The sequence below is a fragment of the Deinococcus indicus genome, assembly GCF_002198095.1.
Lineage (GTDB): Bacteria > Deinococcota > Deinococci > Deinococcales > Deinococcaceae > Deinococcus > Deinococcus caeni.
In genome coordinates this window covers 106,393-132,213 of record NZ_NHMK01000014.1, presented here as the reverse complement: position 1 = coordinate 132,213, position 25,821 = coordinate 106,393, and the positions used below count along the sequence as shown (strand labels likewise).

The 25,821-nt window shown below is 70.9% G+C and carries 24 protein-coding genes; 10 read left to right on the top strand and 14 right to left on the bottom strand.

All coding sequences use genetic code 11. The annotated features are described in order from the left end of the window. Positions 1-98: 98 nt before the first annotated feature. The 3 genes from CBQ26_RS11140 to CBQ26_RS11130 all read left to right on the top strand — a co-directional run bounded on the left by CBQ26_RS11140 (position 99) and on the right by CBQ26_RS11130 (position 2,324). Positions 99-1,562, top strand: a complete 1,464-nt coding sequence (locus CBQ26_RS11140; protein ID WP_088248713.1) for a glutamate synthase subunit beta — start codon at positions 99-101, stop codon at positions 1,560-1,562. 130 nt (positions 1,563-1,692) lie between these two features. Beyond that, positions 1,693-2,127, top strand: a complete 435-nt coding sequence (locus CBQ26_RS11135) for a hypothetical protein (protein ID WP_143342060.1) — start codon at positions 1,693-1,695, stop codon at positions 2,125-2,127. Further along, positions 2,124-2,324 carry a helix-turn-helix transcriptional regulator gene (locus CBQ26_RS11130; protein WP_088248712.1) on the top strand — a complete coding sequence of 67 codons (201 nt, stop codon included), beginning with the start codon at positions 2,124-2,126 and terminating at the stop codon, positions 2,322-2,324. The genes CBQ26_RS11135 and CBQ26_RS11130 overlap by 4 nt, the downstream gene beginning before the upstream one ends. Positions 2,325-2,385: 61 nt before the next feature. Here CBQ26_RS11130 and CBQ26_RS21890 read toward each other — a convergent pair whose 3' ends face one another. The 6 genes from CBQ26_RS21890 to CBQ26_RS11100 all read right to left on the bottom strand — a co-directional run bounded on the left by CBQ26_RS21890 (position 2,386) and on the right by CBQ26_RS11100 (position 10,816). Next, the gene (locus CBQ26_RS21890; RefSeq protein WP_172418031.1) at positions 2,386-2,658 is read right to left on the bottom strand and encodes a nuclear transport factor 2 family protein; all 273 of its coding nucleotides are present in this window, start codon (positions 2,656-2,658) and stop codon (positions 2,386-2,388) included. A gap of 218 nt (positions 2,659-2,876) precedes the next feature. Next, positions 2,877-3,956: an HD domain-containing phosphohydrolase gene (locus tag CBQ26_RS11120; RefSeq protein ID WP_088248710.1), complete on the bottom strand. Its 1,080-nt coding sequence runs from the start codon at positions 3,954-3,956 to the stop codon at positions 2,877-2,879. 186 nt (positions 3,957-4,142) lie between these two features. After that, positions 4,143-5,369, bottom strand: coding sequence for a serine hydroxymethyltransferase (glyA, locus tag CBQ26_RS11115; protein ID WP_088248709.1), 1,227 nt, complete (start codon positions 5,367-5,369; stop codon positions 4,143-4,145). 53 nt (positions 5,370-5,422) lie between these two features. Then, the gene (locus CBQ26_RS11110; protein WP_088248708.1) at positions 5,423-7,702 is read right to left on the bottom strand and encodes a putative bifunctional diguanylate cyclase/phosphodiesterase; all 2,280 of its coding nucleotides are present in this window, start codon (positions 7,700-7,702) and stop codon (positions 5,423-5,425) included. Between the two features lie 84 nt (positions 7,703-7,786). Further along, positions 7,787-9,244, bottom strand: a complete 1,458-nt coding sequence (locus CBQ26_RS11105) for a potassium/proton antiporter (RefSeq protein WP_088248707.1) — start codon at positions 9,242-9,244, stop codon at positions 7,787-7,789. A 231-nt stretch (positions 9,245-9,475) separates the two neighbouring features. After that, complete coding sequence (locus CBQ26_RS11100) at positions 9,476-10,816, bottom strand: lamin tail domain-containing protein (protein ID WP_088248706.1); 1,341 nt, start codon at positions 10,814-10,816, stop codon at positions 9,476-9,478. Positions 10,817-11,054: 238 nt separating this feature from the next. Here CBQ26_RS11100 and pheS point away from each other — a divergent pair, with 238 nt between their 5' ends. From pheS to CBQ26_RS11075, 6 genes are all read left to right on the top strand, one after another. Then, positions 11,055-12,074, top strand: a complete 1,020-nt coding sequence (gene pheS / locus CBQ26_RS11095; RefSeq protein WP_088248705.1) for a phenylalanine--tRNA ligase subunit alpha — start codon at positions 11,055-11,057, stop codon at positions 12,072-12,074. After that, positions 12,071-12,532: an NUDIX hydrolase gene (locus CBQ26_RS11090; protein ID WP_088248704.1), complete on the top strand. Its 462-nt coding sequence runs from the start codon at positions 12,071-12,073 to the stop codon at positions 12,530-12,532. Before pheS ends, CBQ26_RS11090 begins: the two co-directional genes overlap by 4 nt. 88 nt (positions 12,533-12,620) lie before the next feature. Further along, positions 12,621-15,077, top strand: coding sequence for a phenylalanine--tRNA ligase subunit beta (locus CBQ26_RS11085; protein WP_088248703.1), 2,457 nt, complete (start codon positions 12,621-12,623; stop codon positions 15,075-15,077). Positions 15,078-15,199: 122 nt separating this feature from the next. Continuing rightward, positions 15,200-15,862: a hypothetical protein gene (locus tag CBQ26_RS11080; RefSeq protein WP_143342059.1), complete on the top strand. Its 663-nt coding sequence runs from the start codon at positions 15,200-15,202 to the stop codon at positions 15,860-15,862. After that, complete coding sequence (locus tag CBQ26_RS22830) at positions 15,859-15,987, top strand: hypothetical protein (RefSeq protein ID WP_268248320.1); 129 nt, start codon at positions 15,859-15,861, stop codon at positions 15,985-15,987. The genes CBQ26_RS11080 and CBQ26_RS22830 overlap by 4 nt, the downstream gene beginning before the upstream one ends. Positions 15,988-16,023: 36 nt before the next feature. Next, complete coding sequence (locus tag CBQ26_RS11075; RefSeq protein WP_143342058.1) at positions 16,024-16,575, top strand: hypothetical protein; 552 nt, start codon at positions 16,024-16,026, stop codon at positions 16,573-16,575. A 156-nt stretch (positions 16,576-16,731) separates the two neighbouring features. Here CBQ26_RS11075 and CBQ26_RS11070 read toward each other — a convergent pair whose 3' ends face one another. The 4 genes from CBQ26_RS11070 to CBQ26_RS11055 form a co-directional block, all read right to left on the bottom strand. Further along, positions 16,732-17,697, bottom strand: a complete 966-nt coding sequence (locus CBQ26_RS11070; RefSeq protein ID WP_088248807.1) for an NUDIX domain-containing protein — start codon at positions 17,695-17,697, stop codon at positions 16,732-16,734. A gap of 5 nt (positions 17,698-17,702) precedes the next feature. Further along, on the bottom strand, positions 17,703-18,428 hold the full coding sequence (locus CBQ26_RS11065; RefSeq protein WP_229844137.1) for a creatininase family protein: 726 nt from the start codon (positions 18,426-18,428) through the stop codon (positions 17,703-17,705). A 66-nt stretch (positions 18,429-18,494) separates the two neighbouring features. Further along, complete coding sequence (locus CBQ26_RS11060; RefSeq protein WP_088248699.1) at positions 18,495-19,748, bottom strand: hypothetical protein; 1,254 nt, start codon at positions 19,746-19,748, stop codon at positions 18,495-18,497. Positions 19,749-19,815: 67 nt separating this feature from the next. Further along, positions 19,816-20,322 carry an NUDIX domain-containing protein gene (locus CBQ26_RS11055; protein ID WP_088248698.1) on the bottom strand — a complete coding sequence of 169 codons (507 nt, stop codon included), beginning with the start codon at positions 20,320-20,322 and terminating at the stop codon, positions 19,816-19,818. A 40-nt stretch (positions 20,323-20,362) separates the two neighbouring features. On the opposite strand from CBQ26_RS11055, the gene CBQ26_RS11050 reads away from it, so the two are divergent. After that, a complete protein-coding gene (locus CBQ26_RS11050; protein ID WP_088248697.1) occupies positions 20,363-21,625 on the top strand; it encodes an aminotransferase class V-fold PLP-dependent enzyme in 1,263 nt (420 codons plus the stop codon). A gap of 31 nt (positions 21,626-21,656) precedes the next feature. On the opposite strand, the gene CBQ26_RS11045 is transcribed toward CBQ26_RS11050, so the two are convergent. The 4 genes from CBQ26_RS11045 to CBQ26_RS11030 all read right to left on the bottom strand — a co-directional run bounded on the left by CBQ26_RS11045 (position 21,657) and on the right by CBQ26_RS11030 (position 25,815). Continuing rightward, on the bottom strand, positions 21,657-23,180 hold the full coding sequence (locus CBQ26_RS11045) for a GGDEF domain-containing protein (RefSeq protein WP_088248696.1): 1,524 nt from the start codon (positions 23,178-23,180) through the stop codon (positions 21,657-21,659). A gap of 125 nt (positions 23,181-23,305) precedes the next feature. After that, positions 23,306-23,899 carry a TM2 domain-containing protein gene (locus tag CBQ26_RS11040; protein ID WP_088248695.1) on the bottom strand — a complete coding sequence of 198 codons (594 nt, stop codon included), beginning with the start codon at positions 23,897-23,899 and terminating at the stop codon, positions 23,306-23,308. 63 nt (positions 23,900-23,962) lie between these two features. Beyond that, on the bottom strand, positions 23,963-24,790 hold the full coding sequence (locus tag CBQ26_RS11035; RefSeq protein ID WP_088248694.1) for a class I SAM-dependent methyltransferase: 828 nt from the start codon (positions 24,788-24,790) through the stop codon (positions 23,963-23,965). Further along, on the bottom strand, positions 24,787-25,815 hold the full coding sequence (locus tag CBQ26_RS11030; RefSeq protein ID WP_229844138.1) for an AAA family ATPase: 1,029 nt from the start codon (positions 25,813-25,815) through the stop codon (positions 24,787-24,789). The genes CBQ26_RS11035 and CBQ26_RS11030 overlap by 4 nt, the downstream gene beginning before the upstream one ends. Positions 25,816-25,821: the final 6 nt, after the last annotated feature.

Below are 25,821 nucleotides of genomic sequence, written 5' to 3'. Positions count from 1 at the left end.
CCTTCTGACATGGTGTGGAATCGGATGAGTCCCGTCGAAGCCCCTCCCAGTGCCCGCCCAGTTCAGGCGGCGGGCGCTGCCCCCCCACCGGAGCACGCATGAGCAAGATCACCGGCTTCCTCGACCAGCCGCGCATCAAGGACCAGTACGCCCCGGTCGACGCGCGCCTCAAGCACTACCACGAGTTCCTGCTGCCCCTCGCCCCGGACGCCGCCCGCCTCCAGGCGACGCGCTGTATGGACTGCGGCATTCCGTTCTGCAACAACGGCTGCCCCGTCGGGAATATCATCCCGGACTTCAACAACCTCGTGTACCAGGACGACTGGCGCAGCGCGCTGGACACCCTGCACTCCACGAACAACTTCCCCGAGTTCACGGGTCGCATCTGCCCCGCCCCCTGCGAGGCCGCCTGCACCCTGAACATCAACGGCGACGCGGTCGGCATCAAGAGCATCGAGCTGAGCATCATCGAACGCGGCTGGCAGGAAGGCTGGGTCACGCCGCAACCCCCCGCCGTGAAGACCGGCAAGAAGGTCGCCGTGATCGGTTCGGGTCCCGCCGGGCTGGCCGCCGCGCAGCAACTCGCGCGTGCCGGGCACGACGTGACCGTGTTCGAGAAGAACGACCGCGTGGGCGGCCTGATGCGTTACGGCATTCCCGACTTCAAGATGGACAAGCACCACATCGACCGCCGCGTCGAACAGATGCAGGCCGAGGGCGTGACCTTCCGCACCGGCGTGCTGGTAGGCGCGTGGCCCGAGGGCAGCCGGATCACGAACCTCAGCAAGCAGACCGTCACGCCCGACGAACTGAAAGCAGAGTTCGACGCCGTCCTTCTGGCGGGCGGAGCCGAGCAGCCCCGCGACCTGCCCGCCCCCGGCCGCGAGCTGGACGGCATTCACTTCGCCATGGAGTTCCTGCCGCAGCAGAACCGCGTGAACGCGGGCGACAAGCTGAAAAAGCAGCTGCGCGCCGACGGCAAGCACGTCATCGTGATCGGCGGCGGCGACACCGGCAGTGACTGCGTGGGCACCAGCAACCGCCACGGCGCCGCCAGCGTCACCCAGTTCGAGGTGATGCCCCAGCCGCCCGAACAGGAGAACAAACCCCTCGTGTGGCCCTACTGGCCCATGAAACTCCGCACCAGCACCAGCCACGAGGAAGGCGCCGTGCGTGAATTCGCCATCGCCACCAAGGAATTCATCGGCAAGGGCGGCAAGGTCACGGGCGTCAAGACCGTCCGCATGGAACTGAGGGACGGCCAGCTGACCGAAATCCCCGGCAGCGAGGAGGTCCACAAGGCCGACCTCGTCCTGCTCGCCATGGGCTTCGTCAGCCCCGTCGGCAGCGTTATCGACGCCTTCGGCATCCAGAAGGACGCCCGCGGCAACGCCCACGCCCACACCGACGAGGGCGGTTACCACACCAACGTCGAAGGTGTCTTCGCCGCCGGGGACATGCGCCGCGGCCAGAGCCTCGTCGTGTGGGCCATCCGCGAGGGCCGTCAGGCCGCCCGCGCCATCGACCAGCACCTCATGGGCACCAGCGTCCTGCCCCGCTGAGCGTAGGCAGGGAAGAGGAGGCGGGCGTGAAGGCCCGCCTTTTCGGTTTCGGCGATGTAAAGATCACTTGACAGCGCGGGGGACGGCCGGTTAGGGTGAGTCAAGCAAACTTGACATGCTGGAGGCTCCCATGAAATCGGAACGAATGCCCACCCGCCGCGACCGCCAGTTCAGCCAGATGCGCCGCCTGGAACTGCTGTTCATCATCGTCTGCATCGCCCTGTTCCTGCTGGCTGCCCGCTACCCCACCAACTTCGGCGCCCACTGGACCCTGATGACCGCCTCCCTGATCGGCGGCCAGTTCATCTGGTTCCGGCAGTACCGCGTCCTCGACGAACGCGCCCGACTGCGTTTCCTGAAAGCCTGGATGGTCACCGGCATGTTCCTGTCGAACGCCGTCGCCCTGCTGCTCCTCTGGAGCTTCCTGTCCACGATGAACACCGCGGGCGCCCCGCTGACCACCCCGCCGCCCCTGCCGTTCTGGCCGGTGTACCTCGCCCTGGTCGGGTCCATGCTGATCATGTGGGCCACCAACCGCTACCTGCGCTGGAAGGACGGCGAATGAACAACCGCCTGCGCGAACTCCGCACCGCGCGCGGCTGGACGCAGGCCGATCTCGCCGATCAGCTCGACGTGTCCCGCCAGACCGTCAACGCCCTGGAAACCGGCCGGTACGACCCCAGCCTGCCGCTGGCCTTCAAACTAGCCCGCCTGTTCGGGCAGCGCATCGAGGACATCTTCCAGGACGACCACCAGCCGTGACGAAACGGAAAGGCCGCGCCGCCCCAGTCAGGGGAGAGGTGCGGCCTTCTGCTGGGCGAGTCTACGCTGGTCGGTGGAGGTTGACCTTGCCGCTGCTGAAGTCGGCGGGGGCGCTGCTGTGTTCGTGGAGGATCAACCAGCCGTCGCCGCTGCGGGTGAGGGTGAGGCTCAATCGGTTGTTCATGGCGTGCAGGCGTTCGCCGCTGGCATTCAGGCCCGCGTAGGTGGCGAAGGCGTGCACGAGGGCCATCTCCGGCGTGACGGTGCTGCGGACATCGTCGAAGGTGACCTGCACCCGCTCGTCGCCGAGGCTGGCGAACCAGCCCTCGACCATGCCGCGCCATGCCGCGCCATGCCGGCTGGCCGTCGTAGAGCCAGTGTTCCCACATGTCGTACACGGTGACGTGCGGGTGGTACAGGGCGAGCAGGGCTTCAGCGTCGCGGGCGTGGACGGCGTCGGCGTAGGCCTGGAGGAGTTGTTCGGGGTGCATGGGCTACCGTAGCACCTGATTGTCTTCAGGCAGAATAAGCTATTCTTACTATGCTGTCTGCTTACGCTGCGTGGTGCCCGAGAACCTTCACGAGGGCCTGCACGACCTGCGGGTCGAAGTGCGTGCCGCTGGCGGACTGCACGAAGGCCAGCGCCTCGTCGGTACTCCAGGCGTGCTTGTAGGGACGGTTGCTGGTCAGGGCGTCGAACACGTCGCACACGGCGAAGATGCGGGCCGGGAGGGGAATGTTCTGGCCGCGCTGGCCCAGCGGGTAGCCGCTGCCGTCCCAGCGTTCGTGGTGGGCGGCGATGACGTCCAGGGCGGGTTGCGGCAGGAACGTCAGCTGCTGCGCCAGCGACACGCCCTCCTCGACGTGGACGCGCATCCGTTCGCGTTGCGCGGGGCTGAACGGGCCGGGCCAGCGCAGCACGTCGTCGGGCAGGGTGATCTTGCCGATGTCGTGCAGGTACGCGCCCCAGCGCAGGGCGCACAGGCTGGGTTCGTCGAGGTTCAGGGCGCGGCCCAGCCGCACGGCGAGCTGCGTGACCCGGTCGGTGTGGCCGTGCGTTTCGGCGTCCCGCGCTTCTAGGAACAGGCCCAGGGTTCGCAGGGCGCTCTCGTGCGCCTCGCGTTCGCGTTCCTCGGCGTCCAGGCGGGCGGCGAGCAGTGCCAGCAGGCCGGTGACGCTGCCGGTCAGGGCGCATTCGATGTCCGTCCAGACGTGCGGGATGTGCGCGTGGGCGAGCAGCGCGCCGATCAGGTGGCCCTGGCGGTCGTGGACGGGCGCGGCGATCAGGGCGTGCATGCCCAGCGCCGGGAAACCGGTCGCGGCGGGGTGGGTCAGGGTGTCGGTGTAGAAGCTGACGCTGTCAGCGGCCCGCAGCGCCTGGATCAGCGGCAGCGTGGCGGGCAGGCCGGACGTGGCGTGCCAGGGGTGGCGGCCGCTGACGGCGCGGATGCGGAAGGTCTGTTCGGATTCCCACCACTGGAAGTACCCGGCCCCGTCGGCGGCGGTGTGGGTGACCAGGGCGTCCAGGACGGGCTGCATGGCGCTGCCGAGGTCCGGGGCGTTCAGGCCCAGCCGGGTGAGTTGCAGGGTCAGTTCAGCGTAGCTGACCTGTGGGGTGGGCGGTTCGGTCATGGATGTTCCCACTATGCCACGCGAATTGACGGAATTCTCACAGGCGGCGGGTGCGTCGCGCTGGGGGGGGAGGGTCGGATGTCGGTGCCTGCGGGCCGGGCAGGACAGACAGAGCAGAGGCGGATAGGGCAGAGGCAGTGAGGGAATCCCCCCACTGCCTCTGCCCTGCCGGGTGGCGCGCCGGGTTCAGGGAATCCGGAAGCCGCCCGCGAAGGCATGTACTTCGGCCTTGACGTCCTCGCCTTTCAGGGCGCGGTCGATCAGGTCTGCGACGGTCTGCATGTCGCTTTCCACCATGCCGCGCGTGGTGACGGCGGGCGTGCCGATGCGGATGCCGCCGCCGTGCAGGATCTTCTCGGTGTCGTACGGCAGGGTGCTCTTGCTGATCGTGATGTGGTTCGCGTCGAGCAGGCGCGTGGCCTTGGTGCCGTTCAGGCCCTGGGGGCGCAGGTCGAGCACGAACAGGTGGTTGTCGGTCCCGCCGGACACCACGCGGTACCCTTTGTCCTGGAAGGCCTTTGCGAGCGCCTGCGCGTTGCGGATGATCTGCGCGGCGTACGCCTTGAACTCGTCGGTCAGGCACTCGCCGAACGCGACGGCCTTCGCGGCGATCACGTGCTCCAGCGGCCCGCCCTGGTAGCCGGGGAACACGGCCCGGTCGATCTTGGCGCCCAGTTCCGGGTCGTTGCTCAGGATGATCCCGCCGCGCGGCCCGCGCAGGGTCTTGTGGGTGGTGCTGGCGACCACGTGCGCGTGCGGCAGCGCATTCGGATGCACGCCGCCCGCGATCAGGCCCGCGATGTGCGCGACGTCCGCGAACAGGATCGCGCCCACCTCGTCGGCGATCTCGCGGAACGCCTTGAAGTCGATGGTGCGGCTGTAGGCGCTGGCCCCCGCGATGATCATCTTCGGCTGGTGCTCATGCGCCAGCCGGCGGACTTCCTCCATGTCGATCAGTTCGGTGTCGGGGTTCACCTTGTAACTGACGATCCGGTAGCGCAGGCCCGAGAAGTTCACGGGGTTGCCGTGCGTCAGGTGCCCGCCGTGGCTGAGGTCCATGCCCAGGACCGTGTCGCCCGGCTGGATCAGCGCGTTGTACACCGCGAGGTTCGCGCTGCTGCCCGAGTGAGGCTGCACGTTCGCCCACGCCGCGCCGAACAGTTCCTTCAGGCGGTCGATGGCCAGCTGCTCGATGCGGTCCACGACCTCGCACCCGCCGTACCAGCGCTTGCCGGGGTAGCCCTCGGCGTACTTGTTCGTCACGATGCTGCCCTGCGCTTCCCGCACCGCCGCCGATGTGAAGTTCTCGGAAGCGATCAGCTCCAGCCCGAGACGCTGCCGCTCGGCCTCCTGGGCGATCAGGTCGAAGAGTGCCGTGTCACGGGCGGCAGATTTCTCGGCGGTGGTCGTCATGACCCCACGGTAACACCGCCGCCGCAGCCCGGTGTCCCCCGTGTCTTTGCAGGTCAGACAACGCCGGGCGCCGGCCACGCCGCGCCGCCGGGCGCTGCGGTCAGCAGTTCCGGCGGCGCGGCCCGCCCGATCCAGTAGCCCTGCAGGGCGTCCACGCCCAGTTCCCACAGCAGCTGCGCCTGCTCCGGCGTTTCCACCCCCTCGGCCACCACCCGCAGGTTCAGCGCGCGGCCCAGCCCCACGACCGCCTGCACCACCTTGAACGCCGCCTGCCCGTCCGCGCGGTCCCCCGTGAGTTCCGTCACGAACGCCCGGTCCACCTTCAGCACGCTGATCGGCAGGCGCAGCAACGACGACAGCGACGACTGTCCCACCCCGAAATCATCGACCGCCACCTCGATTCCCAGGTCCAGCAGGGCCTGAAGGGTCTGCGCGGCCTGCGCCTCGTTCTCGATCAGCAGGCGCTCCGTGACCTCCAGGCTCAGCGCGGCGGGCGGCAGGTCATGCTCGCGCAGCGTCCGCAGCAGGAACGGCAGGAAATCCGGCCGCACCAGGTTCGGCGGGCTGATGTTCACCGCCACCTGCCACTCCCGCCCGGCCGCCCGCCACGCGGCCAGCTGCCGGCACGCCTGCGCGATCACCCAGCGGTCCAGGCTGACCATCAGGCCCGCGCCCTCCGCGACCGGCACGAACTCGGCCGGGGAGACGGCGCCCAGCTGCGCGTCCTGCCAGCGCAGCAGCGCCTCGAAATGCACGCGCTGCCCGCCGCGCTCCAGTTGCGGCTGGTAGTGCAGTTGCAGTTCCCCGCGTTCGGCGGCGCCGCGCAGCCGCGTCTCGATCGTCACGCGCCGCGCGGCGGCCTCGTCGTCGCGCAGCGGATCGAACAGCCGCACGGCGTTCCCGCCGCTGCGTTTGACCTCCTTCATGGCGAGGTCCGCGCGCCGCAGCAGGGCCGCGCCGCTCCATCCTCCGTCCGCCGGCCGCAGCGCCGCCCCCACCGACGCCGTGATGTTCAGCACCTGCCCCTCGAGCGTGACGGGTTCCCGCAGGGCCGCCCGCAGCGTCTCGCCCGCCGCCCGCAGCGTCTCCTCGTGCGTGGCCGGGACGATCACCACGAACTCGTCGGCGCTCAGGTGAAAGCACTCGCCGTTCAGCGCGGCCGCCTGATCCCGCAGCGTGGCGGCCGTCCGTTGCAGGAACGCGTCCCCGGCCCGGTGCCCGAGCGCCTCGTTCACGAACCGGAAGTCGTCCAGGTCCACGATCAGGACGCCCGTTCCCTGCGCGTGGCCCGCGCAGGCCTCCAGGGACAGGTGCAGCTGCCGGCGGTTGCCCAGCCCGGTCAGTGCGTCGTGCCGGGACTGGAATTCCAGCCGCGCGCGGCTGTCCTCCAGTTGCCGCAGCGTCAGCGTCTGCCGGGCCGCGACGAACACGGCCGCGAAGAACGTCGCGTACAGCGCCCCCCGCGCCTCCAGCGACAACCCCACCCCGCCCAGCAGCGTGAATCCCGCCAGCAGCGCCGAGTATGGCGCGAGCGGCCCGTACCACAACGAACGCGGCCGGCGCGGCGCGCCGCTCCTCAGCGGGCGCGGCCGCCCCGCCTGCCACGCCCCCGCCGCGAACAGCAGCGCCGCCAGCGGCCACAGCGCGTCCGGCCACATGCTGCCCAGGTACTCGCCCCGCAACGCCAGGAAGATGTACGCGGTGTCCGCCACCACGAACAGCACCATGCCCGCCGCGAGGAACCCCATGCCGCGCGGCGCGCCGTCCGGGCCGCGCCACGTCTGCGCCAGCAGCAGCGTCAGCAGCACCAGATCCGACAGCGGGTACAGCGCCGACACCAGATTCGACAGCAGCGACGGCCCGGCGCGCTGCATCTGCTCGGCCAGCACGAAAAACCACAGGTACGCCCCGGTCGCCATGACCTGCGCCGCCACGTCCAGCTGCCCCTCCCGCGACGGCAGCGACGGCCAGCGCCGCTCGAACAGCCGGAAGGCCAGCAGCATGCAGACCGGCAACGCCAGGAACCACGGGTCCGTGAAACCCAGCACGCCCGCCTGCACGTCCCCCAGCGTGTACAGGGCGTTCCCGATCCCCCAGCTGAACGTGCCGGTCGCCACCCACCGCCACGCACCCGGCGCTTCCGTGCGGGCCGCCAGCGACCAGATCAGCGCCGCCGACCCCAGACACACCAGCAGGTACGGCCCCATCTCCCACTCCAGCGACCCGGACGTCCAGCCGAGCAGGTACGTCAGGTGCAGCAGGTACGCGGTCCCCAGCCCCAGCGCCGCCAGACCGGTGCCTCTGGCAACAGAGCGGGGCGCAGGCAGGATCATGCTCCCCAGCCTGCGCCCCACCCCCTCGCCAAAGTCTTACCGCTGCGCCCGTAAACCCCGGCGTTCCACGCCCCGGCGGGACGCTCAGCGGTGCAGTTTGCCTTCCACCTCGCGCAGTTCCGTCTCGCCGGCCAGCACCAGCAGGCTGTCCCCGGCGATCAGTTCGGTCGCGCCTTTCGGAATCAGGAACTCCCCGGCCCGGTGGACCAGGATCACGAGCGCCTCGGGCGGCAGTTTCAGGTCCATGATGCGCTGCCCGTCGGCGGCGCTGCCCGCCCGGACCTCCACCTCGACCATCTCGTTCTTGTTGTGCCCGGTCGGCGTGTACGTGATCGGGTACTGCGTCACCTCGGGCAGCGCCTCGCGCACGTGCAGGAACCGCGCCACCAGCGTCAGGGTGGTCCCCTGGAGCAGCACGCTGGTCAGCACGATGAAGAACACGATGTTGAACAGCGTCTGCGCCTGCTCCACCCCCGCCAGCAGCGGGAAGGTCGCCAGGACGATCGGCACCGCGCCGCGCAACCCCACCCACGCCACCATGCTCTTCTCGTTCAGCGGCATCTTCGCGCGCGCCAGACTCAGGTACACGCTCAGGGGCCGCGCCACGAACACCAGCACCAGCGCGCACGCCAGCGCCAGCCCCGCCGTGGGCAGCAGCTCGTGCGGGTTGACCAGCAGGCCCAGCGTCAGGAACATCGCCACCTGCATCAACCACGACAGCCCGTCGTGAAAGCCGATCAGGGACCGCTTGTGAATGAACTCGGCGTTCCCGATGATCACCCCGGCAATGTAGATCGCCAGGAACCCGCTGCCGCCCGCCACGGCCGTCCCCGCGAAGATCGTCAGGGCCAGCGCCAGACTGAGCACCGAGTACAGCCCCTCGAACTGCAGTTGCAGGCGGTTGAGGATCCACAACCCCGCGCGGCCCAGCACCACCCCGAACGCCGCCCCGATCAGCATCTGCTTCACGAACAGCGGCAGGATGCCCAGCACGCCCAGCTCGGGATTCGCCATGAGTTCCAGAATCCCGACCGTGAGGAACACCGCCATCGGGTCGTTCCCGCCGGACTCGAACTCCAGCAGCGGCGCCACGTCGCCCTTCAGGCCCAGCTGCCGCTCCTTGAGGACACTGAACACCGCGCTGGCGTCCGTGCTGCTGACGATCGCGCCCAGCAGCCACGCCGCCAGCCACGGAAAGCCGAACGCGTAGTGCGCGAACGCCGCCATCACGCCCGCCGTGACCAGCACCCCCACCGTCGCCAGACTCAGGCCCCGGCGCACCACCGGGCGCGTCTTGGCCCAGTTCGTGTCCAGTCCCCCCTGGAACAGGATGAAACACAGGGCCAGCGTACCCAGCGCCTGCGCTCCCTGGTAATCCTGAAACTGGATGCCCAGCCCGTCCGAGCCGGCCAGCATCCCCACGCCCAGGAACAGCAGCAGCCCCGGAATGCCCAGCCGCCCCCCCAGCCGGCTGAACAGCAGACTGACCAGCAGCATCACCCCGACAGCCAGCAGGAACACCTCGGTGTGAACCTCACCCATCCTGACCCTGCCTGTTCCGCGAGGGCCGCACCCTGAATCCATGTACCGTCATGCCGTCATGGTCGCATGCGTCCAGGCGCACAAAAAAGGACCGGGCACCCCCTGGGCGGCCCGGACCGGGAACATGAAGGCCTGGTGAAGCAGGTCCTCACGGCGCTGGCCCGGAGCCCGCAGGGACGCCGCACTCCCCGGACGAAAGGGACTTCGCAGCCCCTTCTACCGGAGTCCGTATTACAGGTCCTTGGCCAGCCAGCGCACGATGTTCTTACCCAGCGTGGCGTTGCTGAGGTTGGGCCAGTTGTTGTACGTGCCGGTGCTGCCGTCCGAGTAGGTGTTGTCCCCGAAGGTGCTGCTGTCGCCCCACATCGCCACGCGGCCCGCGCCGACGCTGTTCACCGCGAGGTACGTCTTGCCGCCCGTGCCCATCAGCGCCGTGCCGGACAGCACGTCCACGCTGGTGCCCACGTACACCCCGGCGCTGCTCACGCCATTCAGGATCGGGTGGGTGGTCACGGGGGTCGCCGTGTACACCGGGTCGCTGAAGCTGGAATTGAACGACGCCCCCAGACCGAAGATCACGTCGCTGTTCAGGCTGGCCTGCAGGGTGCTGCCCACGCTGGCCGGCGTGCCCCCGTCCCAGCCGTTGAAGACCTCCGGGCTGTCCCAGCCGTTGTTGTTGCGGTCACTGACGCGGTGGTCCGTGATCATGAACACCCCACCGCCGCTTTGCACGAAGCTCTGGATCGCGGCGCGCTCGGCGTCGCTGAACGGATTCTGCGGCTCGGGAATGACCAGCACCGACGCGCCCGACAGGCTGGTGGACGTGATGCTCGTGCCGGTCACGCTGCTGACCGTGTACCCCAGCCCGCGCAGCGCACTGGCGTAATCGCTGTACGCCCCGTCGATGCGCCAGTCGGCGTTCCCGGCGTCCTCGGCCTTCGTCAGGTCGAACAGGACCTTCTTCCCGGTCGTGCCGCCCCCGCCGCCCGTCCCGCCCCCGTTCGCCGCGCCGGGCGTGGCGGCCTGCACCCGGAAATCCACGCTGTTCGCGTCCGTGTCCGAGCCGTCCGGCACGCGGGCCAGGGCGCTGCCCGCCCCGGTCGTCGCGGCCGACGCGCCCTCGCCCCGGCTGCTGCTCGGCGAGCCGTACGCCACCGCGTCGATCACCGCGCCGCTTTTCAGCAGACGCAGGCTGCCCGCGCCGTTGTTCAGGTCCGCGCCCGCATTCACCAGATTCCGGCTCGCCACCGTCGTGTCCTGCGCCACCACGAAGTACCCGCCCGCCGGGATCGTCCCGGACAGCGTAATGGTGCGGTACTGCGTGCCGGCCGTGTCGAACGCCGCCAGCGTGTACCCGCTCAGGGACTTGCCCGCCGGCCCTTTCAGCTCAATGAAGGTCCCGGCGTCCGTGCCCGGCGAGTCGTAGTACAGCTCGTTGACCACCGGCTCACCCGCCGCCGCCAGCGACGACAGCCCCGCCTCCCCGGACAGCGGCACGTGACCGCACGAGGACAGGGCAAGAGAAACGGAGGCCAGTAGCATCAGGCCGCGCCGGAAGGTTGAGTTGGACATCGAGATACCATTCTTCGCGCACCTGTCAAGCAGATGTCAACACCACCCGGTCACCTGCCTCCCGCCGCGCCCGAACCTGCTACCCTGAACCCCATGACGCCCCGGACCGGTACACCTTCGCCGTTTACCCGCACCGGGGTCACGCTCGCCTGAACAGGTCGCAGCGCGTCACCCCGCCCGCACCCGCGAGGCGGGGCTTTTCATTGCCAGACTGTTCATTCCCCCCACCGGAGGACCCATGCAGCACGAAGCCATCCCCGAAATCCAGGCGGCCACCACCCTCGAAGCGCTCCAGACCGTCAAGACCAAGTACGTCGGCAAGAGCGGCCTCGTCACCCGCGAACTCGGCACGCTGGGCAAACTCCCCCCCGAGGAACGCAAGGCACGCGGCGCCGAGATCAACGCCGTCCGGCAGGCCATCCAGGACGCCCTCGACACCCGCGAAGCCACCCTCAGGCGCGAAGCCCTCGACGCCCAGCTGGCCAGCGAGGCCATCGACGTCACCCTCCCCGGCCTGCCCCTCCCGAGTGGCGGCCTGCACCCCATCAACCGCGTCTACGACGACCTGACCGGCATCTACGAACGCCTCGGCTACACCGTCGTCGAGGGACCCGAAGTCGAGGACGAACACCACAACTTCGAAGCCCTGAACGTCCCCTGGTACCACCCCGCCCGCGACCTCCAGGACACCTTCTGGCTCGAGGACGGCCGCCTGCTGCGCACCCACACCAGCCCCATGCAGATCCGCTACATGACGGAGCACGAACCCGACCTGAAGATCGTCGTGCGCGGCAAGGTCTACCGCTACGAAGCCACCGACGCCACCCACGAAAGCATGTTCCACCAGCTTGAGGGCCTCGTCGTGGGCGACCACATCAGCATGGCCGACCTGAAAGGCACCATCGCCGAAATGGCCCGCGGCCTCTACGGCCCCGGCGCCAAGGTCCGCTTCCAGCCCAGCTACTACCCCTTCGTGGAACCCGGCGCGGACTTCGCCGTGTACTGGGACAACCCGCGCGGCGAGAGCAAATGGCTCGAACTCGGCGGGTGCGGCATGGTCCACCCCAGCGTCTTCAAGGCCGTCGACGACCTCCGCGAAGCGCAGGGCAAGACGCGCGTGTACGAAGGCAAGACCGGCTTCGCGTTCGGCCTCGGCCCGGAACGCATCGCCATGCTCAAGTACAAGATCCCCGACATCCGCTACTTCTACGCCAACGATCCCCGCGTCATCGGACAGTTCCGGGGAGAGCTGGAGTGAGAGCACGCGCCGTCGCGATCATCCTCAACGACGCCACCACCGACAGCGTCGAGGTGCTGCTGATGCTGCGCCGCAAGCAGGGGCGCGCGTACGCCACGTTGCCCGGCGGCGGCATCGAGGACGGCGAGACGCCCGCCCAGGCCTGCGTGCGCGAGGTGCTGGAGGAAGTGAACCTGACCGTCACGGTCGGCCCGGAACTGCTCGTGCTGGAGAACATCGGCAACCTGGAGCACTACTTCCGGGCACACGTGCAGTCCGGCGAGATGCGCCTCGGCGACGGCCCCGAAGCGATCCGCAGCAGCGACGTGAACTGGTACTCGCCGCAGTGGGTGCCCCTCACGCAGCTCGACGCCGTGAACCTCGTGCCCGAGCGGGCGCGGGACCTGGTGCGCGAGGTGGCGCACGGACCCCTCACCCCAACCCCTCTCCCCACGGGAGAGGGACTGACAGAAGGCTGAAGCCAGAGCGTTTTTCTCCCTCTCCTCTTGCGGAGAGGGCCGGGGTGAGGGGTCACTGGACTTCCACCCGAACATCCGAGGTTACTCAATGAAAATTCCGTATTCGTGGTTGAAGGAACTGGTGCCGGGTCTGCCGGTGGTGTCGGAGTTGGAGCCGATCCTGGCGGGGCTGGGTCTGCCGCTGGAGGGCGTGGAGGAGGTCGCCGCGCCGCCGGCGGGGGTGCTGCTGGTGGCGGTGAAGGCGGCGGAGGCGATGCCCGGCACGCAGTTGACGCGCCTGACGCTGGATGCCGGTGAGCACGGCGAGCGGGTCATTGCGTCGGGCGCAGGGAACGCGGTGGGCCTCCCGGCGGGGACGATGCTGGCGCTGGTGTCGCCGGGCACGGAGCTGGGCGGCATGACGTACGGCGTGCGGGCGTTGCAGGGCGTGGAGTCGTGGGGCATGGCGGCGAGTGCGAAGGAGCTGGGTCTGGGCGAGAGCAGCGCGGGCCTGATGCTGTTCCCGGCCGGGACGGCAAAACCGGGGACGCCCATGCGCGAGCTGTGGGCGGCGGATCACGTGCTGGACGTGGAGGTCACTCCGAACCGCGCGGACGTGCTGAGTGCGCTGGGGCTGGCGCGGGATCTGGCGGCGTTCCTGAAATTGGAACTGGTGGAACCGGCGGCCGGGCCGCAGGCGGTGGGGGAGGGCGAGATCCGCGTGTCCCTGCCGCCCAAGGGCATCCGGATCGAGCGGGACCCGACGCAGAAGCTGCGCTTCGGCTGCGATCGCTTCGTGGCCCGCACGGTCAGTGGACTGCGGAACGGTCCGGCGCCGCTGTGGATGCAGCGCCGCGTGACCCTGTCCGGCATGCGCTCGATTGACCTGATCGTGGATACCAGCAATTACGTGATGCTGGAACTGGGCCAGCCGACGGCGCTGTACGACCGGCGGGACGTGCGCGGCGATCAGATTCTCGTGGCGTTCGGGCTGCGTCAGGGCGAGCGGGTGCGGGACCTGCTGGGCGGCGAGCACGAGGTCGGCCCGGAGGACCTGCTGATCCTCGACGGCGCGCAGCCCGAGGTGTCCACCGTCGCGGAGGCCTTCGAGACGGCCGGGCAGCCCAGGCCGGGCGACACGGTGCTGGGCATCGCGGGGATCATGGGCGGCGATCACGGGCACGTGCGCGCCGACACGACGGACGTGGTGATCGAGGTCGCGCACTTCGACCCGGTGCTGCTGCGCCGCACGAGCACCCGCCTGGGCCTGAAGACCGACGCCGTGTACCGCTACGAGCGTGGCGTGGACCCCCTGCTGCCCGAACGCGCGGCGGCCCGACTGGTCGGCCTGCTGGGCGACGCGGGCGGCCAGGTGCACCCCGGCGCGACCGTCGTGGGCGACCCCGAGATTCCGGGTCGGATCGAGGCGACGGGCGAGCAGATCCGCGCGCTGCTGGGCATGCCCGTGGACACCGGCGAGATGCGCGGCATCCTCACCCGCCTCGGGTGCGTCGTGGAGGGCGAGGGGGACACGCTGAGCGTCCTGCCGCCCTCGTGGCGGGTGGACATGGCGATCTGGCAGGACCTCGCGGAGGAGGTCGCGCGCCTGCACGGCTTCGCGCACCTCCCCGAGAGCCTCCCCACCCTGCGCGTGCATGAAAGCAACGTCGGCGCGGAGAAGCCCGGCGTGGCCCGCGCGACGCTGCGCCGCACCCTGGCCGGCATCGGCGCGCAGGAGGTCGTGACATACACCTTCACCAGCGACGAGGAGGCCGAGAAGGCCCGCACCGAGCGGCCCGGCGTGCGCCTGCGCAACCCCCTGACCGCCGACCGCACCGGGCTGCGCACCGCGCTGTACCCCAGCCTCGTGAAGGCCGCGCAGGCCCACGCGAAGGGCGACCGCGCGCTGATCTTCGAGATGGGCCGCATCTTCCCCGCCAGCGGCGAAACGGAACGCGTCGGCCTGCTGATGCGCGGCCCGTTGGCGCCCCGCACCGATCAGGCGGGCATTGCCGGGGACTTCCGGGCGTTCAAGGGCCTCGTGGAATCCCTGGCGGGCACCCTGGGCGCCAGCTTCGAACTGCGCCAGCTGCGTGGCGAGGCCGTCCCCAGTGCCCTGCACCCCGGCATCGCGGGCGAGGTCGTCTGGAACGGTCAGAGCGTCGGCTGGCTCGGCGCGCTGCACCCCGAGATCGCCCAGGCATTCGGCCTGAAGGGCGACACCTTCCTCATGGAGGCCGCGTTGCCCCTGCCGGGCCGCGAGTGGACGTTCCGCGACCCCAGCCGCACCCCCGCCGCGTGGCGTGACCTCGCCGTCATCACCCCCGCAGGCGTCAGCTACGGCGAGATCGCCGCGCTGCTGCGCGAACACGGCGGCACCCTGCTGGAAAGCGTGGAACCCTTCGACGTGTTCACCGGCGAGCAGATCGGCACGGGCAACCGCTCCGTCGCCGTGCGCCTCGTGTTCCGGGGCGACAGGACCCTCACCGACGCCGAGGTGGACCCCGTCATGGACGCCCTGATGGGCGCCGTCCGCGCGCAGGGCTGGAGTATCCGGGAGAAGTAAGCGGGCTGTGCACTCTGAGCCATGAGCTCTGAGCAGGCAGAAGGAGGCCAGGGCCGCGTGCTCTGGCCTCCTTCCCATGCATGTGCAGCAGCGGGACCGCGTGGGGGCGGGTAGGCTCGGGCATGACTTCCGAGACAGTGACGGCAGACGTGCGTGGCTTCCGGGGCGAGGCGCTGCCCTGCATGGTGAACCGACACCCGCCGGGCGAGGCCGTGGGGGCGGCGCTGCTGCTGCCGGGGCTGCGGTATGGGGCGCGCCAGCCGGGCCTGCTGTACCCGGCGCTTCTGCTGGATGAACTGGGCTTCGACACGCTGACGCTCGACACCCGCTGGAACGTCCCGGCGTTCATGGACGCCCCACAGGAGGAACAACTGGCGTGGCTGCGGGAGGACGTGCGGGCCGCCTGCCACGCGATCCTGCCGGGCGCGGGCGGCGCGTGCGTGGTGGCGAAATCCATCGGGACACAGGGCCTGACCCTGCTGCTGCAGGGGGGAGTGGTGCCGCCCGGCGCGCGGCTGGTGTGGCTCACGCCGCTGCTGGAACGCCCGGAGGTCCGCGCGGCCATCGCGGCGCACGCGGCGACCTCGCTGGTCGTGATCGGCACCCAGGACGGCCAGTACCGCCCCGAGTGGATCACGGAACTGACCGGCGCGGGCGTGCGGGTGCTCGTGCTGGACGGCGTGAATCACGGCCTTCAGGTCGAGGGGGACGTGGTCGGCACGCTGGGTGCGCTGCACGCTCTCATGCGGGAACTCCGCGCGTTCCTGACCGGGCAGGCGGGGTGAGTTGGAGGTCACGCTGGTGGGCGCGGCTCGCACTGGCGGCCATCCTGGGCGGGTCCGGTGTCGCGCAGGCGGCTTCCGCGCCCGTCTCGGTGCGGTTCGGGGCGCTGTACTGGATCGACGCGTAGGGGGGCGCGCCGGGGGTGGAGGCCGGACGGGTGCGGGTGCCGCTGGTGGCTGCGTGCGACCTGCTGGGCCTGACCTGCCCGGTCAATGGGCGGGCGGCGGTCGTCAATGGTGTGCGGGTGCCGGTCGTGGCGGGCCGGGTGGCGCTGCGTGACCTGATCGCGGCCCGGACGCCGTTCACCCTGACCTTCGACGCGCGTTCCCGGACGGCGGTGGTGAGCACCCCACCGACGGTCAACATGATCGCCGTGCCGTGGATGCGGGCCGAGCAGGACTGGGGCCTGTCCCTGAATCCACCCTACCGGGGGCCGCTGCGGGCCCAGCGGGGCGCACCGGAGCGCGCGCCGTCGCGGTTGCGGCGCTACGTGCTGACCTCCGGTGGTGAGGCGCTGGGCGGCGTGACCCTGCTGGGTCACCTCAGGGCAGGGGTCGTCGGGCCGGTCGGTGTGCTGAATGTCGTGGGAGCGCAGGCCCCGTCCCTGCCGGACACGCCGAACCGTGACCCGGGCTGCGGCGCCCGCCCCCGCTGCGAGGGATGCGCCGACGTCCGGGCGCCGTGGGTGCTCGCGGCGGTGGAGGCCGCCCGCTGAGTCGATTCATACGGGATCAAAACAACTTGCTTCCCATGTGATCGCGTTCCGTTTTCCCCTCTCCCCTTGTGGGAGAGGGAGGGAGGAGCGGAGCGACGGAAGGGTGAGGGGGCCACTGGGTGACTCGGAATGATGTGGAATCACTTGAGTCTCGGGTCAGCCGTGCGTGCGCCACCAGCGGAGGTTCGCGCGGATCAGTTCGCCGCTCAGGTCCTCTTCGGGGGGGAGGTCGTCGGGGCTGAACCAGCCGACCTCCAGCACCTCGCCGGGCTGGGGGGTGAGGGTGCCGGTGACGCCGTGGGCGCGGTACAGGACGGAGACGTTGTCGATGATGTGCCCGTTGGGGTACGTGAAGCGGTACTCGGGTCCGGCGAACATGTGCAGCGGGTGCAGGTGGGTGGCGCGCAGCCCCGTCTCCTCGAACAGTTCCCGCGCGGCGGTCTGGGCGAAGGTCTCGCCGGGTTCCAGGCTGCCACCGGGCAGCGTCCACAGGCGGGTATGCCCGTGCCGCAGCAGCAGGAGGCGCCCCCCGTCGTCGGTGACGAGGACGTTCGAGCCGGGCGCGAACCAGGGGCGCGGGCCGATCACGCGCCGCAAGTCCATCAGGAAATTCCCGACCGGCGGTGCGGGTGGCGTGGGCGCCAGGGGCAGGGGTGGGAGGCCCGCGCGGGCACGCAGGACGTTCATGCTGGCGCGGTTGGCGTTGTTGCTCAGGTCCGGCAGGGCGTCCAGCGGGAACCACGCCAGTTCCAGCGTCTCGCCGCTGTCGTCCGGCGCGGCCCATTCCAGCGCGGCGGCGCTCAGCGTGCCGTGGGCGCGCATCCCGACGATGTAGATCTCGTGGCCGTTCGGGTAGCGGTGGAACAGCTCCGGGCCGTCCTGCAACCCCTCGGGCAGCGGCAGCACCGTCAGGTTGGGGCAGTCCAGGCCGGTCTCCTCCAGCAGTTCGCGGCGGGCGCTGGTCAGGAAGTCCTCGCCGGGTTCCAGCGCGCCGCCCGGTTCGCCCCACAGACCGTCGTCGCCGCGGCGTTGCAGCAGCACGCGGCCCGCCTCGTCCTGAATCAGGACGCCCACGGCGGCGGCCATCAGGGGGCGGTTGCCCCACACGGCCCGCAGTTGCATCAGGGTCACGCCCAGCCTCCCTGGAGCAGCGCGCGCGTCTCTGCGACGGCCTCCTGCCAGATGCGCTGCATCTCCCGGTCCGGGCGGCGGTGCAGCCCACCGTAATTCCCGTCGCCCAGCCGCTCCCGCACCAGCGCGGGCGGCAGTTGCCGCAGGGCCGCCACGTCCACCATGGGTTTGCGTTCCTCGGGGGCCGCCACGCCCTCCAGGCGCGTCCAGGGGAAGTTCTCCATCCAGCTCGCGTGACTCGCCAGTTCGTCGGTGGCCTGCACGGCCGCCCAGGTGCGCGGCGCGTTCCACCAGTTATGCCACTGCACCCGCGCGTCCGGATGCCGCGCCAGCCACTCGCCAAGCCACCCCTGCCCCGGCGAGTTCCCCCCATGCCCGTTCACGATCAGGATCCGCCGGAACCCCTGCCCGTGCAGGCCCGACAGCAGGTCGTCCAGCAACGCCAGGTACGTGCCCACCCGCAGGCTCACGGTGCCCGGATACGCCGTGAACGACGGCGTCACCCCGTACGGCAGCGCCGGGAACACCGGCACGCCCAGCCCGTCGGCCGCCTCGGCCGCCACCCGCGCGGCGAGGCGCGTGTCGGTCGCCAGACTCAGGGTCGCGTGCTGCTCGGTGCAGCCCAGCGGCAGCACGCAACGGTCCTCGGCGCGCAGCGTCTCGGCCACCATGGCCCAGTTCATGTCCTCGATCCGCATGAACCACGCTACCGCACCGCCCATGCTGGCGCCGCCGCAAACAGGACAGGCCGGAGCACCCGCCCCGGCCTGCGCCCTGTCCGCGTGCGCTCAGCGGCGCGGGTTGGCGAGTTCCTGCAGGTCCTTCTCGGCCGTGCGGAAGTCCGCTTCGACCAGTTTGCCGCTCTTGACGTAGCGGAACTTCACCTGATCGCCCGGCTGCAGGTCCATGTCCTTGCCGTCGGCCAGCGGGCCGAAGGCGGTCACGACGGCCTTGCCGTTGAAGCTCAGGGCGGCGTTCAGGGTGCCGCCGATCCGGTCCAGGGCGTTGGGGGCGCTCATGGCCTTCTCGCTGAATTCCAGGTTGCTCAGGTCGCGCAGGTACACGTTCAGTTCGGTCTTGTGGCTGGGGATGTCCAGCGTGCCGGTCAGGTCGGCGCGGGTGGGCGTGAACGTGAAGGCTGCGCCGCAGCGGTCGCGGGTGGTGCCGGTCACGTTCAGTTTCATGCTGGCAGCTGCCTTCTCTTTGGTCGTTGCGTACTGCGCCGAGCCGCTGAACAGCACGTCCTTCTCGGTCCAGGCGTACGCCAGGTCCAGTTTGGCGGGGGCGTTCGCCTCGCGGCCCGCCCAGCCGCTCAGGGTCAGCGCGGTGGGGCCGGCGGTGTTCAGGCAGTCGCCGGGCGTCATGCTGAATTTCAGGCCCGCCACGGTCTTCCCGGAGACGGTGACGCTGCCGGTCGCGTTGGTCGGCACTTCCTGCTGCACCATCACGCTCTGCCCGGTGCGGTAATCGTACCGGTACCCGCTGTTCACCCAGACGGTCGCGGCGCCGCCGACCTTCCACTTTGCCTCAATGCGCACGCCGGATTGCTCGTCGATCTCCACGTAGCCGTCTCTGGGCAGCTCGGAGTACTGGTAGCCGCCGTCGCGGGTGTACGTGCGCGTGCCGGTGGCCAGGGTGTCCTGCACGACCGTCATGGCCTGCGTGGTGACGCGCCCCTTCCCGCCGAGCCCCTGCACGAAGTTCTTCCCGAACGACGCGGCGCCGCTCAGGTCCAGGCCGTTCAGGCCGCCAGACATAGGGACGGGCGCGCTGCCCATGCCCAGCAGACCCAGCAGGGCTTTCAGATCCGGGTCCATGTTCGGGCTGTTCGGGTCGGTCATGGCGGCCATCTGCTTGGCGGCGCTCTGGGCGGTGCCCATCACGTTCTGCACTTCCAGGCTCTGGCCCACGACGGGCGCGGCGGGTTCGGTCTTGGCCGGGTCAACCGGGGCCGGATTGGTGGGTTGCGTGGGCGTGGTGGTACGGTCGCAGGAGGCGAGCAGCAGGGCGCCGACGGTCAGCAGGGCAAGGGAACGTTTCACATCTTCACTTTAGGGAACGTTCAGAAAGCTGTCGTGCGGATATGACGCACCCCTGTCGGCCGCGCGCCTAGGCCGGGAGCGGTGGCAGGTCCGGCAGGTCCTGCTCGCGGCGCAGCAGGTTCAGGCTGGCGACGTTGATGGCGCCGCTCAGGGGCGGCAGATCGGTCAGCGGGAACCACGCCAGGGCCAGCGTTTCGCCGCTGTCGTCGGGCGCGGCGAGGTCCAGCGAGGCGGCGCTGAGGGTGCCGCGCGTGCGCAGCCCCACCTGATAGCGGTCGCCGCGCGGCGTGCTGACGCGGAAGGCGGGACCGTCGATCAGGGCGTCCGGGAGGGGCATCAGGTGCAGGTCCGGGCAGATCAGGCCGGTCTCCTCGAACAGTTCGCGCTGCGCGGCCTGCAGGAAACTCTCGCCGGGGTTCAGGTGCCCGCCGGGCGTGCCCCAGCGGCCGTCGTCGCCGCGCCGTTGCAGCAGCACACGCCCCTGCTCGTCCTGAATCAGGACGCTGACGCCCACGGACAGCGTGGCGGCCGGGCGGGCCGGGAGGGTGGTGAAGGGGTCGGGTGGGCCGGACATGCCCGGCACCCTAGCGCGGCGCGCGGCGTAGCGTGAGGGCATGACCGACACGCCCCGCCCGGCCGCCCATCCCGCCGAAGACTGGAGTTACGAGACGACCGCCGTGCAGAGCAGCATTCCGCGCGGGCTGGGGCAGACCATCGGCTTTCCGATCCACGCGGCCGCCGCGTTCCAGTTCGACACGCTGGAAGAGGCGCAACTGGAATTCCAGCAGAACACCGGCCTGAGTTACGCCCGGCTGCAGAACCCGACCGTGCGGGCGCTGGAGGACCGCCTCACCACCCTGGAGGGCGGCGCGGCCACCGTCGCCGTGGCGAGCGGGCAGGCGGCCACCCTGACCGCCATTCTCAGCGTGTGTCGCGCGGGGGATCACGTGGTGTCGGCCAGCAGTCTGTTCGGCGGGACGACCGGGATGCTCAGTAACATCCTGCCGCTGATGGGCATCACGGCCACGCTGGTCGACAACACCCCCGAAGCCGTGCAGGCGGCGCTGCAACCCAACACGCGGCTCGTGTGGGCCGAGATGATCAGCAACCCGGCCGGGGACATCGCGGACATCCGCGCCTTCGCGGACATCGCGCACGCGCACGGGGCGCTGCTGGCCATCGACAACACCTGCGGCGGCGTGGGCTTCCTGTGCCGCCCGCTGGAACACGGCGCGGACATCGTCAGTCAGTCCCTGACCAAGTGGGCGGGCGGGCACGGCAGCGTGCTGGGTGGGGCTGTCACGGTCGGCAGTGGGCACGATCTGACCCGCAATCCCATCTTTGCGGACGGCGGCGAGCAGAGCATCCTCAGCGTGCGGGGCGACGCGGCGCTGGCGTGGCGGCAACGCTGGTTCGGCGCGCACCAGCTGGGCATGACCCTGGCCCCGCACAGCGCGTTCCTGATCGCGCAGGGCCTAGAAACCCTCGCCCTGCGCCTGGAGCGTGAGAGTGCGACCGCGCTGGGCCTCGCGCAGTGGCTGGAGGCGCACCCGCGCGTCGGGAAGGTCAGTTACCCCGGCCTGCCCAGCCACCCGCACCACCACCTCGCGCAGACGTACCTGCGGGTCGGGCAGGGCGCCGTCCTGACCTTCGAGGTGCCGGACCCCGCCGCGTTCCTGTCGCGCGTGCGGGTGCTGCGCATCGCCCCGAACTTGGGGGACGTGCGCACCCTGGTCGTGCACCCCTGGACGACCACGCACGCCCGCGTGCCCGAGGCGGCCCGCCACGCCGCCGGAGTCACGCCCCTGACCATCCGCATGAGCGTGGGCGTCGAGGCCCTGGCCGACCTGAAAGCGGACATCGAACAGGCGCTGTAACCCACGGGGCGCGGCACCCCCGGAACCCGGATCAGTCGAACAGGGTGGGGGTACGCTGCGGGACCTGCTGCGCCTTGCGGTCCCGTTTCATGCGGTACATGGCGTGATCCGCGCCGGACAGCAGGCCGCTGGTGGTCACGCCGGCCGTCAGGGCGCTGTGCATCTGTCCCAGCGACCCGGCCGTCGTGAGCGTCTGCCCGTCCGGCAGGGTGATCGGCCGCGCGATCAGCGCCGCGACCTGCCCGGCCAGCGCCTCGCCCCGCTCCGGGGTGCCCAGGAACACCAGCGCGAACTCGTCGCCGCTCAGCCGGGCGGGCAGCAGGTCGGGTTCCTGCGCGGCCAGCCCGCTCAGGCGCTGCCCGGTCACGCGCAGCACCTCGTCCCCGGCGGCGTGCCCGTACCCGTCGTTCACGTTCTTGAAGCCGTCCAGATCCAGGAACAGCACGCCCACGTCGGCCCTGGCGGGGTCCTGCGCCAGCCAGCCGTCCAGGCGGTCCAGGCACGCGCGGCGGTTGGGCAGGCCGGTCAGGTCGTCGGTGTGCAGTTGCCGCCACAGGTCCCGGCGGCTGCCCTGGAGTGCCTGTGCGGTGCTGCGCAGCCGGGTCGTCAGGCGGCGCTGCCGGGCTCCCAGCAGTTCCTGCCGGGCCAGCAGCAGCGCCGTGAGGGCCATGATGCCGGTGAAGGTCACGTTCTCGACCGCCTCCCCGTGCGAGATCAGCGCCCAGGTCAGGGTCGCGACCCCCAGCGCCACGTACGGCCCGGCCTGCACCAGCGCCGGCACCCACGCGGGCCGGTTCCATTCCGGGTCGGTGGTGGCCGTCAGGGCGCGCAGGGCCGACAGGCCGAACGCCCCCATGGCCGCCGTCCACAGCGCCGTGACGGGATGCAGGGGCGAGTACTGCCCGTGGGCGCTGAGAATCACGTACGCCACGTCTCCCACCACGATCAGCAGGACGCCCGTCACGAGCGGCAGGACGATCAGGGGCAAGCGGCGGCGCGTGAACAGCAGCGCCAGCAGCGTGCTGAGCACCCAGGCGTCCAGCGCCGGGTACAGCACGCCCGTCCACCACGCCAGCTGCCGCTGCTCCGGCGAGGCCTGCACCAGCACGACGTACAGCGGCAGCACGATGGTCAGGGTGGTCGCCAGGATGTTCAGGCGCGACATCAGCGGCAGCGGACGCCCGCCCCGCAGGGGCTGGAGGGCCCACAGGACCAGCGGGTAGAACGTCAGGTACAGCAGGTCCGGCAGGCCCGGATCACCCGTCGAGATGCTCAGGGAGGACGCCGTCAGCACGAAGGCCGCCTCGGCCAGCACGTACACCAGCGTCGCGCCCAGCAGGCGGTAGAACACGGGCCGCAGTGCTGCCGGGACGCGAACGGCTGCCAGTGCCAGCAGCAGCAGCGCCGCCGCCCGCACCACGCCCGACAGCAGAATCACCGGACCCGGCCGGTCCGTCAGGAGCAGCGCGGCGACCGTTCCGCACAGCCCGGCCGTCACGATCATGCCGGCCCACCACCAGGGGGCCGACAGGAACGGTGACGGGCGCGCAGTCATGGCTCAGTGTTTCACTCCGGACTTGACACGAACCAAACAGACCCATTCTGAACGGTTCATGAAGCGCCCGGCGCCGTCAGGAGCGGGGTCTGTTGGTGACACAAACGGCTGTCCGGATCAGGCCGTCACAGCCAGGCTTTCTGCCCCCGCACGTACTCGCGCTCGAAGTCCGCGTCGCTCTTGGTCAGGTAGATGATGCCCTCGACCAGTCCCAGCAGCCCCACGGCGCTGCTGACCAGCGCGGCCAGCGGCAACGTGATGACCAGCCCGAACCCCAGCGTCAGCAGGCCCAGCACGAACGCCACGATCCACACGCCCACGTTCACGCCCAGCATGATCGCGCCGGGCGTGGTGTTGCCCAGGTAGAACTTGTGCACCCCCAGGCTGCCCAGGAAGATGCCCAGCAGTCCCGCGATCAGTTTCTTCTGCGCCACGTCCGCGCCGCCCAGCGCTTGCGGGGCCTGTGGCCGGGCCGGCTCTCCGAAGCGGTCCAGGTTCGAGGCGGGCGGCGTGACGGGCAGCGACCCCAGGCCCGGCTGGGGTGCCGCCGGCTTCGTCAGGGACGGCGGCGCGGTCGGAACCGGGGCCGCCGGGGGAATCCGCAGGTCCTGGGGGCGTCCGTCGTCCGGGCCGCTCGTGCCGGCGCGGCCCAGCACTTCATCCACCCACGACGGCGCGTTCCCCGGCGTGCCCTTTCCATCGTCTTCCGGTCTGGTCATGCCCCACAGTACGCCCCGGAAGGCCAGCCGTTCATCCTCCGAAAGTCGCCGCGCCCCCGTGGGTCACCCTGGCCGGGTGGCGCGCGCCACGATCACCGGCAGCGGCACCGTCACCGGCCCGCCCGCGAACAGCGGCGCGAGGTCCGCGCGGTGCTCGGCTTCCACCTGCGCCCGCAGGTCCGGCGTGAAGCCCGCCAGCGGCAACCCCTCCAGACCCGACGCGATCTCGTTCCAGCGCCCGGTCACGTCCGCCAGGGTGTACGGCAGGTCCGTGCGGTCGGCCTGCACGTCCCGCAGGCCCGCGCCCAGCAGCAGCTCCCGCGCGGCGTCCGGCGTGGGAATCCGGCCCAGCGGCGCCGACCCCGGCGTGACCCCGTGCGCCTCCAGCCGCGCCCGCCACAACCCCGGCAACTCGCCCAGCAGGCCCCGCCCGAACGACGAGAACACCACCGACCCGCCCGGCCGCACCACCCGCCGCCACTCCCGCAACGCCGCGTCCATGTCCGGCACGAAGAACAGCCCGGACGCGCACACCACCACGTCGAACGACCCGTCGGGGAACGGCAGCCGCGCCGCGTCCCCCACCACGAACCGCGCGCCCGGCACGCGCCGCCGCGCCGCCTCCACCATGCCCGCCGACAGGTCCAGGCCCACCACGGACCCGCTCCTCGGTCCGGTCCCCGTCTGGCCGGCCCTCACCTGCCCGGTCAGGGCCAGCGCCACGCCGCCCGTCCCGGTCATCACGTCCAGCGCCGCCTGCCCCGGCCGCGCCCCCACACGGTCCGCCACGAACGCCGCCACCCGCGCCAGGAACCCCAGCCGGTCGTACCCGCCGGCCAGCGCGTCGAACTGCCGCCGGTTGCGGTCCTCCCAGCTTTCCTGAAGCGTCACGCCCGGCCTCCCGTTGCGCTCAGGGTAGCCTGCACCTGCGCGACCCGCTCGGGTACGCTGCCGCGCAGCACCGTGAACGGCACGCCCCGCGCCTCCAGATCCTGCCGGATGAACGCCTGCTGCACGGCCCGCACCTCGGTGTTCGCGCGCCAGCCGTCCTGCTCGTGCGGGAGGTCGGTGTCGCACAGGAAGGTGTGCGCGTAGCGGGCGCGGCAGTCGTCCGCGAGGGCGCGCAGGTCCGGGTGGGCCGCGCCGGTCAGCAGGTGCGACCACATCAGGGTCGTGGCGGCGTCGGTGTCGCTGAACACCCACTTGTGCGCGCCGGGTGACTGCGCGGCCTCGTCCTCCAGCGCCCGGTGGCCGCGCGCGATCTCCAGAAAATGCGTGGGGGTCAGGGCGCCGTCCTCGCGTTCGTACACGTCCCGGCCGTACTCGCGCACCCAGGTCGTGCCGAACGCCTCGCCCAGCGCCCGCGTCAGGGTGCTCTTGCCGGTGCTCTCGGCACCCAGGATCACCACGCGCCGCACGAAATGGGCGTACACCAGCGGATCGAGAAAGTGCCGCAGGGCATGCACGTCCGCCCGCAGCGCCGTCCCACTGACCGGCACCGCCGCCCGCACCCGGTCCACGCAGACGTGCGCCGCGCCCAGCGACGCCGCGAAGGCCGCGCCGTACTCCTCGGACGTGAACACCGCGTCCGGCCGCACGCCCCAGCCGTCCAGCACGCCGCGCACGTACTCGCGGTGCACGGCGTCCGGCGCGTCGTTCAGCGGGGGCTGCGGCGCGTCCGGCAGCAACTCCAGCCCCGGAAAGAGGCGCGCCGGGTACAGTGCCCGGATCCAGCCGCGCCGCAGCGGACCGGGCATCCCCGGGAAGTCCGGGCGCGAGTACACCCACACGCTCAGGCGCTCGCACTGCTCAAGCGCCGCGTCCAGCAGGAGCATGTGCCCCCGGTGCAGCGGCGCGAACTTGCCCACGATCAGGCCGTGCCGATAGGTTTTCGCCAACACACTTTTGCTGCTCACACGCCC

Excerpts from the sequence above, each read along its gene's own strand:
- CBQ26_RS11110 (WP_088248708.1), bottom strand. The coding sequence starts at position 7,702 with ATGATCCTGCCTGCGCCCCGCTCTGTTGCCAGAGGCACCGGTCTGGCG.
- CBQ26_RS11055 (WP_088248698.1), bottom strand. The coding sequence starts at position 20,322 with ATGTCCGGCCCACCCGACCCCTTCACCACCCTCCCGGCCCGCCCGGCC.
- CBQ26_RS11040 (WP_088248695.1), bottom strand. The coding sequence starts at position 23,899 with ATGACCAGACCGGAAGACGATGGAAAGGGCACGCCGGGGAACGCGCCG.
- CBQ26_RS11135 (WP_143342060.1), top strand. The coding sequence starts at position 1,693 with ATGAAATCGGAACGAATGCCCACCCGCCGCGACCGCCAGTTCAGCCAG.
- CBQ26_RS11130 (WP_088248712.1), top strand. The coding sequence starts at position 2,124 with ATGAACAACCGCCTGCGCGAACTCCGCACCGCGCGCGGCTGGACGCAG.
- CBQ26_RS11120 (WP_088248710.1), bottom strand. The coding sequence starts at position 3,956 with ATGACCGAACCGCCCACCCCACAGGTCAGCTACGCTGAACTGACCCTG.
- CBQ26_RS11045 (WP_088248696.1), bottom strand. The coding sequence starts at position 23,180 with ATGACTGCGCGCCCGTCACCGTTCCTGTCGGCCCCCTGGTGGTGGGCC.
- CBQ26_RS11105 (WP_088248707.1), bottom strand. The coding sequence starts at position 9,244 with ATGGGTGAGGTTCACACCGAGGTGTTCCTGCTGGCTGTCGGGGTGATG.
- CBQ26_RS11080 (WP_143342059.1), top strand. The coding sequence starts at position 15,200 with ATGACTTCCGAGACAGTGACGGCAGACGTGCGTGGCTTCCGGGGCGAG.
- pheS (WP_088248705.1), top strand. The coding sequence starts at position 11,055 with ATGCAGCACGAAGCCATCCCCGAAATCCAGGCGGCCACCACCCTCGAA.
- CBQ26_RS11070 (WP_088248807.1), bottom strand. The coding sequence starts at position 17,697 with ATGCAACTGCGGGCCGTGTGGGGCAACCGCCCCCTGATGGCCGCCGCC.
- CBQ26_RS11100 (WP_088248706.1), bottom strand. The coding sequence starts at position 10,816 with ATGTCCAACTCAACCTTCCGGCGCGGCCTGATGCTACTGGCCTCCGTT.
- CBQ26_RS11085 (WP_088248703.1), top strand. The coding sequence starts at position 12,621 with ATGAAAATTCCGTATTCGTGGTTGAAGGAACTGGTGCCGGGTCTGCCG.
- glyA (WP_088248709.1), bottom strand. The coding sequence starts at position 5,369 with ATGACGACCACCGCCGAGAAATCTGCCGCCCGTGACACGGCACTCTTC.
- CBQ26_RS11065 (WP_229844137.1), bottom strand. The coding sequence starts at position 18,428 with ATGGGCGGTGCGGTAGCGTGGTTCATGCGGATCGAGGACATGAACTGG.
- CBQ26_RS11050 (WP_088248697.1), top strand. The coding sequence starts at position 20,363 with ATGACCGACACGCCCCGCCCGGCCGCCCATCCCGCCGAAGACTGGAGT.
- CBQ26_RS11140 (WP_088248713.1), top strand. The coding sequence starts at position 99 with ATGAGCAAGATCACCGGCTTCCTCGACCAGCCGCGCATCAAGGACCAG.
- CBQ26_RS21890 (WP_172418031.1), bottom strand. The coding sequence starts at position 2,658 with ATGGTCGAGGGCTGGTTCGCCAGCCTCGGCGACGAGCGGGTGCAGGTC.